The organism is Rubritalea tangerina (genome assembly GCF_042683245.1).
Taxonomy (GTDB): Bacteria; Verrucomicrobiota; Verrucomicrobiia; order Verrucomicrobiales; family Akkermansiaceae; genus Rubritalea; species Rubritalea tangerina.
Genome location: NZ_JBHUJB010000020.1, coordinates 1 through 12,257, shown reverse-complemented (window position 1 = coordinate 12,257; position 12,257 = coordinate 1). Strand labels below are relative to the sequence as shown.

9 protein-coding genes and 2 tRNA genes are annotated in these 12,257 nt (G+C 49.5%); 4 read left to right on the top strand and 7 right to left on the bottom strand.

Annotated elements, in window-relative coordinates:
- Nucleotides 1-43: 43 nt before the first annotated feature.
- Nucleotides 44-2,290, bottom strand: coding sequence for a carboxy terminal-processing peptidase (locus tag ACFSW8_RS03885; protein WP_377177495.1), 2,247 nt, complete (start codon nucleotides 2,288-2,290; stop codon nucleotides 44-46).
- Nucleotides 2,291-2,497: 207 nt separating this feature from the next.
- On the opposite strand from ACFSW8_RS03885, the gene metF reads away from it, so the two are divergent.
- The gene (metF, locus tag ACFSW8_RS03880) at nucleotides 2,498-3,406 is read left to right on the top strand and encodes a methylenetetrahydrofolate reductase [NAD(P)H] (protein ID WP_377088782.1); all 909 of its coding nucleotides are present in this window, start codon (nucleotides 2,498-2,500) and stop codon (nucleotides 3,404-3,406) included.
- A 48-nt stretch (nucleotides 3,407-3,454) separates the two neighbouring features.
- Nucleotides 3,455-3,528, top strand: a tRNA-Gly gene (locus ACFSW8_RS03875).
- Between the two features lie 140 nt (nucleotides 3,529-3,668).
- On the opposite strand, the gene ACFSW8_RS03870 is transcribed toward ACFSW8_RS03875, so the two are convergent.
- Nucleotides 3,669-4,646, bottom strand: coding sequence for a PEP-CTERM sorting domain-containing protein (locus ACFSW8_RS03870; protein WP_377088780.1), 978 nt, complete (start codon nucleotides 4,644-4,646; stop codon nucleotides 3,669-3,671).
- A 59-nt stretch (nucleotides 4,647-4,705) separates the two neighbouring features.
- Nucleotides 4,706-5,548: a sirohydrochlorin chelatase gene (locus ACFSW8_RS03865; protein ID WP_377088779.1), complete on the bottom strand. Its 843-nt coding sequence runs from the start codon at nucleotides 5,546-5,548 to the stop codon at nucleotides 4,706-4,708.
- A 129-nt stretch (nucleotides 5,549-5,677) separates the two neighbouring features.
- Between ACFSW8_RS03865 and ACFSW8_RS03860 the strand changes: the two genes are divergently transcribed.
- Nucleotides 5,678-5,767: transfer RNA gene (locus tag ACFSW8_RS03860), tRNA-Ser, on the top strand.
- Between the two features lie 343 nt (nucleotides 5,768-6,110).
- Here ACFSW8_RS03860 and ACFSW8_RS03855 read toward each other — a convergent pair.
- The 3 genes from ACFSW8_RS03855 to ACFSW8_RS03845 all read right to left on the bottom strand — a co-directional run bounded on the left by ACFSW8_RS03855 (nucleotide 6,111) and on the right by ACFSW8_RS03845 (nucleotide 9,182).
- Nucleotides 6,111-6,941 carry a sulfite exporter TauE/SafE family protein gene (locus ACFSW8_RS03855; protein ID WP_377088777.1) on the bottom strand — a complete coding sequence of 277 codons (831 nt, stop codon included), beginning with the start codon at nucleotides 6,939-6,941 and terminating at the stop codon, nucleotides 6,111-6,113.
- 162 nt (nucleotides 6,942-7,103) lie between these two features.
- Entirely contained in the window at nucleotides 7,104-8,132 is a 1,029-nt protein-coding gene (locus ACFSW8_RS03850) for a methionine synthase (protein ID WP_377088776.1), read from the bottom strand.
- Between the two features lie 24 nt (nucleotides 8,133-8,156).
- A complete protein-coding gene (locus tag ACFSW8_RS03845; RefSeq protein WP_377091434.1) occupies nucleotides 8,157-9,182 on the bottom strand; it encodes a DUF1852 domain-containing protein in 1,026 nt (341 codons plus the stop codon).
- 298 nt (nucleotides 9,183-9,480) lie between these two features.
- Between ACFSW8_RS03845 and ACFSW8_RS03840 the strand changes: the two genes are divergently transcribed.
- On the top strand, nucleotides 9,481-10,374 hold the full coding sequence (locus ACFSW8_RS03840) for a LysR family transcriptional regulator (protein WP_377088774.1): 894 nt from the start codon (nucleotides 9,481-9,483) through the stop codon (nucleotides 10,372-10,374).
- A gap of 46 nt (nucleotides 10,375-10,420) precedes the next feature.
- Here the strand turns inward: ACFSW8_RS03840 and ACFSW8_RS03835 are convergent, their stop codons facing one another.
- Nucleotides 10,421-11,935 carry a DUF1214 domain-containing protein gene (locus ACFSW8_RS03835; protein ID WP_377177493.1) on the bottom strand — a complete coding sequence of 505 codons (1,515 nt, stop codon included), beginning with the start codon at nucleotides 11,933-11,935 and terminating at the stop codon, nucleotides 10,421-10,423.
- Nucleotides 11,936-12,257 lie beyond the last annotated feature (322 nt).

Here is a 12,257-nt window from a genome sequence, read left to right as displayed (position 1 = left end):
GCTCAGCGCACTAGCTAAGCGGGTGGGTCTTAAAATCTGCAGCTTACTTGTTGAGAACGCCAGCCATCTTGGCCTGACTCGTCATCTGCATCAAGTCGTCCAAAATGAAAATGCTCTCGCGCTTCACGGGATCGAGCCCCGATGGCCATTCCGGAGTGATATCCAGTTCTTCTATCTCATCCTTCGCACGGCTCATGTAATCGTCGTCCTCAGATGATGGATCAAATACAGGCAATTTCTCGTCCTTCAAATTCTCTAAATGCGCCTTGTAGAAGGTCATGGCTGCCTTGTCAGCCTTCTGCATCTCAGCAAAGCGAACAATGCGTTCCTTGTTGCGTTCCTTGGTGCGTGTCTCGGCTTCCGCCAATTCCTGCTGACGCGTTTCCAAGTTTAAGGAAATCTCGTTCTTCTCGATTCTTTCCTTCGTGCGCTGCACATCATCCTCAAGGTAAGCAAAATCTTGCGATTGCTTCACACGCTCGAGACTCTTTCCTTTGAGCTGCGCAACGAAAAGGTTCTCACGTGGACTCGCCTTGTAACCCGGTGCACGACGAATCTTGTCGTAGGCCAAGGCATAGTAGAGGTACTTCTCTCCCACATCGATGGCATCCATCATGTTAGGCAACACGATGTCCGCTTCAACACCCTTGTTCTGAGTAGATGAACCAGAGACACGATAGAATTTCTGAATCGTCGGCTTGAGGAAACCAGCGCGCTCGCGATTCGCAAAAAATGGCATCAAGCGAGAAATATCCATTGGCTGCTGCACTGTCCCTTTACCGAAGGTTGAGCTTGTCCCTACCACAATCGCACGGTTGTAGTCCTGCAGAGCGCCAGCCAAAATCTCACTCGCCGAAGCACTCGATTTATCAATCAACACCACCATCGGCTTGTTGAAAATAGCTTTGTCGTAGGCACTCTTCAAATCTATCCGACCCAAGTAGTCCTTCACCTGAACCACAGGGCCCTTACCAATGAAGAAGCCAGTCATCCGACGCACTTCCTCAAGTGATCCACCACCATTGCCGCGAAGGTCTAAAATCAACCCCTCCACCTTCTCCTTGTTGAAGCGACGCAAAATCTTCTCAACATCTACCGAACAACGGGTTTCTCCCGTGTCGAAATTCGCATAAAACGACGGCAAGGTGATCACCCCAATGCGGCTCAACTCACCCTCTACATTCTTGCGCTCGATAATCTCGCCCTGAGCAAAGGATTCACCCATCTCTACCTTGCCACGCTTAATCACGATGAACTTTGGCTCACCTCCATCCGCAGGCTCCACCTTGAGACGCACGCTCGTCCCCTTCTCTCCGCGAATTTTATCCACGACCTTGTCGATTTTCATGAACATAATATCGTTCATCTGGCCACTATTGTTGATGTCCACTCCTACCACGCGGTCATTAAGCTTCAACTCACCTTGAGTCTCCGCTGGCCCACCTTTGACGATCCCCATGATCTTAGTCGCTCCATCCTCTTCGGCCTGCAATAATGCACCGATACCCACAAACTCATTGCTCATGCCGGACATGAATCGCTCCATCTCACGTGCACTGAAATAATCCGTGTGCGGCCCGTAACTCTTTGCCACCGCCGATAAAAAGAAGTTCGCAATATCCTCGTTATCAACATCATCAACCGATCGCTTAACACGCTCGTATCGGAGTTTGAGTTTTTCCGCGATGGGCTTCTCATCCCGCAGTGGATTTTCTTTCCCCTGTTCCTTCGCCCGCGTCTCAATAATCGAGCGGCGAAGAGTCTCAGCTAACATCGCATCTTCCACCATGCCATCCCACAATGCGTCAGCCTCAGCCTTATTCGCGGGCCACCCCTTATCCGATGGCTCCTTCAAGTCCCGGCGGGATCGCTTGATCGATTCCTCGCCCGTAAAATCAAATTTGTTCTCACTCAATACTGCCTTGGCGTACTCCGTGCGCTCATCCACGCGCTTGCGGTAGAGGTTATAAATTGCCTGCGCCGGCTGCATGCTTTCCTTGTGCAACAACAACTCCGTAAGACGTGAACCGTATTGCTTCTCAAGCTTATCAATATCCTCTTGCGTGAAAAACATCTTACCGTAGTCCAATTCATTGACGTACATCCGGAAGATCTTGTTGCTCAATTTTGCGTCGAATGGAAGTCGGTCATAGTGGCGGTTCTGCAGCATAATCGACATCTGCTTCCCCACCTCGTTGAAGTCGGTCTCCGCAGCCGTCATCGGCAACACTGTCGTAAGAGCCGCTGTACCACTGAGCACAACGTGTTTGAGCGTGTTTTTCATCTTCATAGCATCTATTTCCCAACCTAATCCTTAGCTTTGAGGCTAGTATCATCGTCCACGGATCCCAACTTGTCGAATCCTTTCCTCATTTGCCCTAGGATTTACGCGCATTCCCCAAGCCGTCTTACGCCCAGCACCCCAGTCTCAGCTCCAAACCGCTGACTTTCTTTTTGCTTTGCTTCCACCCCAATCTATTCCACAACTCCGTCGTCCATGCACATTTTTGACATTCTCAGCCAAGACGGCCCATCACTTTCCTTCGAGTTCTTCCCACCCAGAACTCAAGAAAGTTCAGACGCACTTTACGAAGTCATCGCAGAGCTCGAACCCTACCAGCCCTCCTTCGTCTCCGTGACCTACGGCGCGGGCGGCACCACACGAGATCTCACACATGACCTCGTCCTGAGAATTAAAGAAACCACCGGCATCCCTCCCGTCCCCCACCTCACCTGTATCGGACATACCGAGGCCGAAATTGATGCCATCCTCACCCGCTACGCCAATGCCGGCGTCTCCAATATCCTCGCACTCCGTGGTGACCCACCACGTGACCAGCCCAATTACGACCGCTCCAACGACGATTTCAAATACGCATCCGACCTCGTAGCATTCATTAAACAATTTAACGCCTCCGGACGCCACCCAGACCCTCGCGGCTTCGGTATCGGCGTGGCAGGATTCCCAGAAGGCCACCCAGCCACTCCCAACCGAGTCCTCGAAATGGAATACATGAAAGCCAAGTGCGATGCCGGTGCCGATTATATCTGCACCCAACTATTCTTCGATAATCACGACTTTTTCGATTACCGTGAACGCTGCCAAATCGCAGGCATTGATATCCCCATTATCGCAGGAATCATGCCCGTTACCTCAGTAAAAGGCATGCGACGCATGGCAGAACTCGCTGAAGGCGCTCGCTACCCAGCCAAACTTTTGAGAGCCCTCGAGCGCGCAAATGGCAACCAAGAATCGGTGGAACGTATTGGTATTCATTACGCTGCACAACAATGCCACGAACTGCTCGATGCAGGTGTCGATGGAATCCACTTCTACACACTCAACAAATCAAAGGCCACACGTGAAATTTATGCAAATTTAGGCTTGAGCCAAGCTCCGGCCTAGCCTAATACTCCTCCCACATCGCCAGCACGGCGATCTTCTAACGGTAAAGCGGGTATAGCATAGTGGTAATGCTCCAGCCTTCCAAGCTGATTAGGAGGGTTCGATTCCCTCTACCCGCTCCACCGATAAAAACGAGCCGCAGTTCACTCTGCGGCTTTTTTGTGCCCACCATGCACACATCACACTTTCCACCCACAAAAAATGCCCAACTCCGTGACAGAACATCACAGAGGGGACATACGTAGATAATTACCTCGCTAGACTAGCGACGACGACGCATCAATCTGCCGCCAATCCCCAAGATCAGAAGTGCCGATGTGCTAGGCTCAGGAATGCTCGCCACTGCAGCGATTTCCATTCCAGTCACGGTCTGCATCACAAAACCCTTTGTGAGCTCAAAATCATAGTCACCAATCGATCCAGGACCCGTCTCTAACCAAGCATTCACATGCTCACCCTCAAGTTCAAAAACCGAGCCGTCTTGATAACCGAAAGTCGTAGGGTCACCATCCTCAGCGTCATCCGCCAAACCTCTTTTAAATGTCAAAACCAAAGGGCTCAAACCACTCGGGTCGACCGAGCTCGCTAACAAACCACTAGAAGTAGTATCTACCTCAGAAAAGCCATTCCCAATACTATTGACCTGAACCTGAGATGTGTAGTGCGTCCCTACTCCTGTTGGCGCTACATAAGCATTCAGCGTGATTGTAAACTCAGCCACCGACATCGGATCAAACTCAAAACGCCCAATCCCATTGTTCCCTGATGTCCAGGTTCCACTAACTCCAGAAATCGTGAATAAGGGGTCCACAGGTATGCCGTCCGCTAAGGATACATTCGGTGCCGTGATCTCAAACTCAATGCGTCCCTCATCCGCCGTCTGCAAAACGTGCGTGTACGTGGCATCAATCGGACGTGCCGCGAGCATCGCAGCCGATGTTGCATACTCCACCCCGCGCTTATATTGCTGGTAAAACTGGCTATAGGGGATCTGCTGGTCACCACCTCCATTGATGTTGATCGCATAATACTCACCCACCCCATTGAAACTGTCCTCCTCAATCGAAGTCCCGCCAATGTCATCGAACCCATCGTACGATCTCACACTCAAGCTCGCATCACCCGTCTGGTAATTATACCTTTCCAAACTAGAAAAGACTTCCACCTTTTCCTGCGCCATTATGGGTAACACACTGGCCGCAAATACCGTCATTGTCATTTTTTGGGAGAGAAACTGCATAGTAGACTAACACTTAAGTTGTGAGCAGGAGGTAGCGGATCACAACTCTTACGTCAATGTTACTTTCTCACCACACCAATATGCTCGCGATAGCGATCAGCCAGTACCTCCGCCAGAGCCTCAACTTTTCTCCCAACCAAATCACTCATCACTGTCTCCAAGCCCTCACACCGTTCCCTCGCTGAATCACAGATCATCGCCACATCGCCCCCCGCACCTGCATGCCTACCCGGCCCAGCAAAAAGCATCGACACCACAACCTGGCCATCGAAGCCTTCTTGACCCAATAACTTCTCTAACAATGGTTCGTTAAAATCGTACTCCGCCCCCTCACGCCGCTCCATAGAACACGCCCGCACCACCTTCACTACATCACCCAATTCCTCAGAAAGTTGCTCCGCCACGATCTCTCTGACAGCATTCACTTCCCTAACTGGTGTACCATGATCACACATCGCCACTGCTGGTCGCACCCAGCCCTTCTCTGCAATCCGCTCTCTGACCAACTCAGCCATGATTTTGGCCACACGCCGGTCACCTGCATGCACCAAACTTGCTGCAACCTCGACTTCAAGCTCCGCCCAACCTTCGTCATGTAAATCTTTCACACGCTTAGGCAAGTAATCCACGAGTGCCCCACTAGGACCAAAAAATAAAGGCACGATAATGAAACGGCTCACTCCCAATTCTCTCTGCGCACGCATAAAAGGCACCAAAGTCATCGCCTTCTCTCCTCCCAGTTCCTCAGCAGCCACCTTACTGGAATGCAGCAAGGAAACCGGATGCACCTCTTGCCCCAAGCAGCTCCCTAGCGCAGCTGCTAATTGCCTTAACTGCAAGGTCGCCCCCGCCCGCAATGATCCATTATCCAATAAAATGATCCCTTCTCGCTTGCCTACCATACCCCCCATCTAGTCCTCATCCTCCCTCACGTCAAAATCCAATGGCGATTTTTCTAAAAAAAGAATTGCCAGCCCCCTCCTCGCTCTGTAGCTTCCGCCCACCTCGCAAGAGGTGACCACAGGATATCAGGACAGGTGCCAGAGTGGTCGAATGGGCTCGCCTGGAAAGCGAGTGTGCGTGAAAGCGTACCGAGGGTTCGAATCCCTCCCTGTCCGCCATCTTAAAATAAAAAATGACTCCAGCTTGCTGGAGTCTTTTTTGTTTTACGGCAGTCCTTGGGAGGGATGAGAACGCAGTTCGACTGCCATGCGTGTGTCACGCATCCATCTTCCCAAAATGCAGAGGAGCATTTTGCAACCTGCAGATCAGGAGCGGAGCAACAATAATCCCTCCCTGTCCGCCATCTTAAAATAAAAAATGACTTCAGCTTGCTGGAGTCTTTTTGTTTTACGGCAGTCCTTGAGAGGGATGAGAACGCAGTGCGACTGCCATGCGTGTATCACGCATCCATCCTCCCAAAATGCAGAGGAGCATTTTGCAATCAGCAGATCAGGAGAGCCCCTATAGAAAGAGCTGCCCCAGCATCCGCAAGCCAGTGATTAGCAAGACCACGGCAAACACCCTCTTTAATTTTGCCGCATCCAACTGAGTAGCTATGGCCACACCCAACGGAGCAAACAATACGGTCAGTGGCATGATGCAAAGAAACCCTAACAGATTCACCAAACCAAAAGTCCCGGCTGGTGCATCACTCGGTGTACTCCCCATGACCAACATCGTCAAAGCTCCAGGTAATGAAATGATCAACCCAATGGCAGCCGCTGTCCCCACTGCTCGATGCGCTGGGTAATGATACATTGTCAGCAAAGGCACAGAAATCGTCCCGCCACCGATACCCACCATCGAACTGAAAAATCCAATCGATGTCGCCATCACCGTTTGCCCCCCCCTGCCGGGCAGTTGAGGAAAGAGTGCTGACTTACCGGTCCTAAATAACATGTTTAAGGCCGATAATGTCGCAATCACTCCAAACAACGCAGTGAGCCATCTGCCATCCACCTGCGTCACCAACCAACTCCCTACAAGCACACCAATCAAAATGCAGCCAGCCCATCGCTTTATCAGCACGAAGTCTACATTCCCCTTGCGCTGGTGCGACCGAATCGAGCTGATAGATGTCGGTACAATCGTTGCCAATGAAGTAGCCGTCGCCACAACCATCGCCGATTCCGCGGACACCCCAAAACTCTGGAAAAGAAAAAATAGCACTGGGACAATCACGATACCGCCCCCCACTCCCAGCAAGCCTGCCAAAACTCCAGCAAATGCTCCCGTGGCAACTAAGCCTAGGACAGTGCTGAGGTTCGCTGTGATAAAATCTATGATTCCCATAATCAACTACTGCAATAGAAGCGGCTACCAATGACTTTTCAAGCCTTTGCTAGCCGCCCCTTTACTTAGGCAAAAGAGATAAAGTAAACCCCATGAGACGCCAGAGAAAGTCCTACCAAAATTGCAAACAAGGCATTTAGGCAGAACTTCTCTGACACCACACTAGGCCATGAGTTCATTTCTTACGATCTCAGCCCCCGCACGTAATGCCTTGAGCTTCCCCCTTGCCACATCGCGCGATAAAGGTGCCATCCCACAGTTCGTACACGGATAGAGCTTGTCGGCGTCCACATACTTCAGCGCTTCACGTAAGGTCGCAGCCACCTCTTCAGCAGTCTCAACCTTGTCACTCGCAACATCTATCGCCCCAACCATCACTTTCTTCCCACGGATGAGCTCAATCAACTCGATAGGAACATGCGAGTTGTGACACTCTAACGAAATTATATCGATATTCGAACGCTGAAGCTGAGGAAAGACTTCTTCGTACTGACGCCATTCCTCTCCTAACGATTTCTTCCAGTCCGTATTTGCCTTGATGCCGTACCCGTAACAAATATGAACCGCCGTCTCACACTGAAGCCCCTCAATGGCTCTCTCCAAACACTTCACCCCCCACTCACTTACCTCCTCAAAGAAGACGTTGAATGCCGGCTCGTCAAATTGGATGATGTCCACACCCACCGCCTCTAACTCTCGTGCCTCATCGTTAAGTAACTTCGCAAACTCCGATGCGAGCTTCTCTCGGCTTTGGTAATGAGCATCATACAGCGTGTCGACCATCGTCATTGGCCCAGGCAATGCCCACTTAATCGGCTGATCAGTCTGCTCGCGTAAAAATCGAGCATCTTCCACAAAAACCGAACGAGGACGACTCACCGGCCCAACAACCGTCGGCACACTCGCCTCATAACGATCACGAATTTTTACCGTTTCTCGCTTTTCAAAGTCTACCCCATCCAAGTGCTCAATAAAGGTAGTCACAAAATGCTGCCGCGTTTGCTCGCCATCACCAACAATATCAATTCCAGCATTACATTGCTCCTGTAGTGAAATACGTAAGGCGTCTTTTTTTCCATCTACTAATTCCTGATCCTCTAACTTCCACGGCGACCATAACTTCTCAGGCTCCGCTAGCCACGATGGTTTCGGTAAACTTCCTGCTGTCGAGGTCGGTAATAATTGCTTCATCTTACTGATTATTTTCTTTTTTTGTTAGACTGCGAAATTCTCTGACCATTGCTGCAAAATCGCTTGGTAGGGCTTGATGAAATTCTCCTCTGCAAATACCCCTTGCTTGACAGCTAACTGACTGCGCTCCTCACGATCATAAACAATCTGAGTAAGTGAATGGTCCGCGTGCTTCAAATCCGGCTTGTACAAATTGCCAGCCACAGCATTGGCGTTATAAATCTCTGGACGGTAGATCTTTTGAAATGTCTCCATCGTGCTGATGGTTCCTATCAATTCCAAATTGGTATAATCACTCAGTAAGTCGCCAAAGAAATAAAATGCCAGAGGTGCTACGCTGTTAGGCGGCATAAAGTAGCGCACATCAAAACCCATCTTCTTGAAGTATTGCTCCGTCAATGACGTCTCATTTGGCGTATACTCAACCCCTAAGACAGGGTGCTGATTTTCTGTTTGCTGGTAGGTCTTGTTGTCAGAAACACTCAAACAAATAACCGGCAACTTACTGAAGTTCTCCTTGTATTCCGCCGACTCCAAAAAATCTTTAAATAACTTCCCATGCAGCTCCCCAAAACCTTCAGGAATGCTGAATTCCGATCGGCTCTTGTTGTGCTCGCGCAATAGAACGCTGAAATCATAATCACGCACATAGGATGAAAAATTGTTCCCCACAATGCCCTCAATATGCTTCTGTGTTTTGCGGTCGATGATCTTAGTCTTTAAAATTTCGATCGATGGAAATGTCTCCCCCTTCCCTTCAACATCGACATCCACTGAGATAATTTCTAACTCTACAGAATATCGGTCGCCTCGCGGGTTGTCCCAATGCGCTAAAGCATTAAATCGACTATCAACCATCCTGAGCGCATTGCGTAAGTTTTCTTGCCGACTCTCCCCACGCGCCAAATTCGCAAAGTTCGTCGTGACCCGCGTACTGTCAGACGGTTGGTAATTCTCATCAAAATGAAGACTCTTGATGGTGTAGCTAAACCCCTTGTGCTTCCCCAACTCGCATCCTATCTCTTCCGATACTTTCTGTTCTGTTTTCATCACTCTCTCTGAATAGTTGTGGTTTGATTCTGATATGCTCCACAAACCACACTCCCAATGCAGCATGGGTGGCTTTGCTTTCATGATTCGCACCCTATCAGGGTTGATCTATGAATAAAAATGGTCATTAATCATACATCCATGAGCAAAATTAATTGATTGCCGACACCCCAATGATCGATCAAGCAGAGCACATCGCCCCACTCCCACAGCCGGCTCACCCACCAAGTAATCACAATCCCACCAGCCTAACAGGCTCTCAATCTCACCCTCGCTTTCCACCTAAAAAATTCCAGTCATGACCTACTTAGAAAGAATCCATCTCGAAATCATTCTCGCCGTTGAAAAAGAAGGAAGCATGACGGCCGCTGCCGAGTCCTTACACCTTACCCAATCTGCTCTCAGCCACAGTATGTCCAAACTTGAGGACCAACTCGGCGTCAAACTCTGGCAAAGAAAAGGAAGGCAACTCATTCCTACACAGGCCGGCCAACACCTGCTCAGCACAGCAAGACGCCTCCTACCACAATTCATTCGCACCGAAGGCCAACTCATCCAGTTCAGCCGTGGTGAACGAGGCATCCTCAAAATTGGAATGGAATGCCACCCCTGCTACCAATGGCTCCAAAAAATCACGAAGACCTACCTACAGGACTGGCCTTCCGTCGACCTCGATGTCATTCAGAAATTCCAATTCGCCGGGATAGAAGCACTGCTTGCACATGAAATCGACATCATTGTCACCCCTGACCCAGTAAAACGCCCCGAACTCACATTCATTCCTGTCTTCGGTTACGAACAAGTCCTCGTTGTGAGCGGCGAACATCCCTTCAAAGACCGCAGCTTTGTTAAACCCGAAGACCTCAGCGATGAAACGCTCTTTACCTACCCAGTCTGCTCAGACCGCCTCGATATTTTCACCAACTTCCTTACCCCAGTCGGCAGAACCGTCAAATACCAGAAAATGATCGAGACCACTGAAATCATGATCCAAATGGTCGCCTGCGGCCGTGGCGTTACCGCCCTCCCACGCTGGCTCGTCAACGAATACGCCGAACGCTATGATATCCACCCACTCAAACTCGGTAAGAAAGGCGTCCATAAACATATCCACCTCGGCATTCGAGAAGAGGATGCCAAAGTCGATTATATCCAAGCCTTCCTCGAAAGTGCTCAAACACCCACCGATTAAGCGACCTAACACAAATACATTTTTCTAACACAACAATTGATCCGCTTTATTTCTGGATTTTCTCCAAATCCCCTAACATCCACGTCTTATGGAAATCCTTACTCTCAGGGCCATACAGTCGGAAGAGCAAAAAGAAATCTTCTCCCGTAGGAATCCAGTTAGACTCTTTTCCTTCAGGCGCTTTCGGACCAAAATAGATATCGTAAGAACCATCATCGTTGACCTGCATGGTGTCAGCATCACGAGATGAGAGTCCCACACGCTCCACGTCTCGAATGAAGCTCTTGGTTTCCATGCTGTAGACAATAACTGACCAGAAATCCTTCGCAGGTGTATCCTTGGGCACATTTAATTTATAGCTGGATTGCGCGTCGTACATAGCACCTTCCGAATCGCGTAAACCAGTAAGGTAAAAGGTCCCACCTCCAAGGTATTTGGGTAAATAGGTGATCCAGAAATAGCTACCACCAGCACGGTCATCCACGAGGATAGATTCCTCAGTCTCATAGGGGAAACCAGCTTCCGCTTGCCCGGCTGCGAAGTCCCATACCAACCACTGAGACTTGAGCTTCCCACTCTTATCTTTCCAGAGCGGAACACATGCCTTCCCATCAGCTACAAAAAAATCCTGCATCGAAGCATAAGCTAACAACAAACCTTCATGCATCGCCCTCTTCTGCTTCTCACTTGGTGCAAATGGCTTCCCTTTCTCAATACCCAAGTCCTTGAGCAGCGAAGTCATAGCCTTGTCTTGGACTCGCACAGGGTTCCCCTGAACCACGTCGTTGATATCCTCAAAATAGGTAAAGTTATAATACGGTAGGCAATCATAACTTTTCTGAGTTGCATCAATATGCTTAGTCGCTGGCGGACTGTCAGCCTGGGCCAGAGGGTAAATCTTCACCCCTTTTGCATAATTGCCAGCATCCTGATCGCTCGCTCCCTCATAGAGCCTCGGCCGAAATGAAAAACCGTATTGATAAGTATCAGTTTCATACACAAAGTAGCCCTCCTTCTCTAAGTCTTCCTTAGACTTCTTCCCCTCATAATTTGGCGGTAATAACACGTACTTTCCTCCTTTGCCTTTGTCTCTACCAGACGGTCCAACATCTTCTATCGGTTGATCCCAGGCATTCACTATCGTCCCAAAATAGCTCACCTTTTCGCTAGCTGCCGGCACCTCTACCACCAAAGCTCCTGCCTCTGAACTTAATGACGCCCAACAATATGCCGTCACATCATTGGCTGTTAAAAAACCATCATCTGACCCCAAAGGCTCATTCAAATAAACCACATCGTTGAGATCACCTCCGATCCGCCGTGTTGCCTTAATAAAGTCCACCATTCCCACTGCTGGCATGAAATAGATAGCCGTCTGGGTGGCGCGTTGAACCATCATCTGATACTCAATATCTTCAATAGCTCGCGCCCTCTCCAGTACTCCATCAGTCTGATCAAAACGTTTCGCTTCTGGAAGCTCCTTAGCAGATACAGACAAACTCGTGAGTGAACCAATCACTACTGACGATACAACACTTCTCAATAACAGTCTCGATGGCATGATCACATTCTCATTTAATTTATACAGCAACCCCTCCCCTTGTGAGCTTCGGTCAACTCCGACGAGCCAAGTTACCAATCTCCATGTATAACAGACCACAGGCCAATTTCCTGCAACCTCAAACTCCTCTCAAAAATTATAGACACCAATCACCCCCCCTATCTAACACGCTCTAACACTATTACCCCACTTCCAAATGACATATTCCAGAGCCACCACAATTATGCAAATTACTTGCAATTAACCTCTGCAAGCTTTAGCTCAATACCTCTCAGATCCACCGGCTAACTCCGCTGATGGCGCCACCATATTCCCAATACTA

Bases quoted from the DNA above. Each gene is read 5' to 3' on its own strand.
- ACFSW8_RS03885 (WP_377177495.1), bottom strand. From the start codon at position 2,290: ATGAAGATGAAAAACACGCTCAAACACGTTGTGCTCAGTGGTACAGCG.
- ACFSW8_RS03845 (WP_377091434.1), bottom strand. From the start codon at position 9,182: ATGAAAACAGAACAGAAAGTATCGGAAGAGATAGGATGCGAGTTGGGG.
- ACFSW8_RS03870 (WP_377088780.1), bottom strand. From the start codon at position 4,646: ATGCAGTTTCTCTCCCAAAAAATGACAATGACGGTATTTGCGGCCAGT.
- ACFSW8_RS03840 (WP_377088774.1), top strand. From the start codon at position 9,481: ATGACCTACTTAGAAAGAATCCATCTCGAAATCATTCTCGCCGTTGAA.
- ACFSW8_RS03835 (WP_377177493.1), bottom strand. From the start codon at position 11,935: ATGCCATCGAGACTGTTATTGAGAAGTGTTGTATCGTCAGTAGTGATT.
- ACFSW8_RS03850 (WP_377088776.1), bottom strand. From the start codon at position 8,132: ATGAAGCAATTATTACCGACCTCGACAGCAGGAAGTTTACCGAAACCA.
- ACFSW8_RS03865 (WP_377088779.1), bottom strand. From the start codon at position 5,548: ATGGTAGGCAAGCGAGAAGGGATCATTTTATTGGATAATGGATCATTG.
- ACFSW8_RS03855 (WP_377088777.1), bottom strand. From the start codon at position 6,941: ATGGGAATCATAGATTTTATCACAGCGAACCTCAGCACTGTCCTAGGC.
- metF (WP_377088782.1), top strand. From the start codon at position 2,498: ATGCACATTTTTGACATTCTCAGCCAAGACGGCCCATCACTTTCCTTC.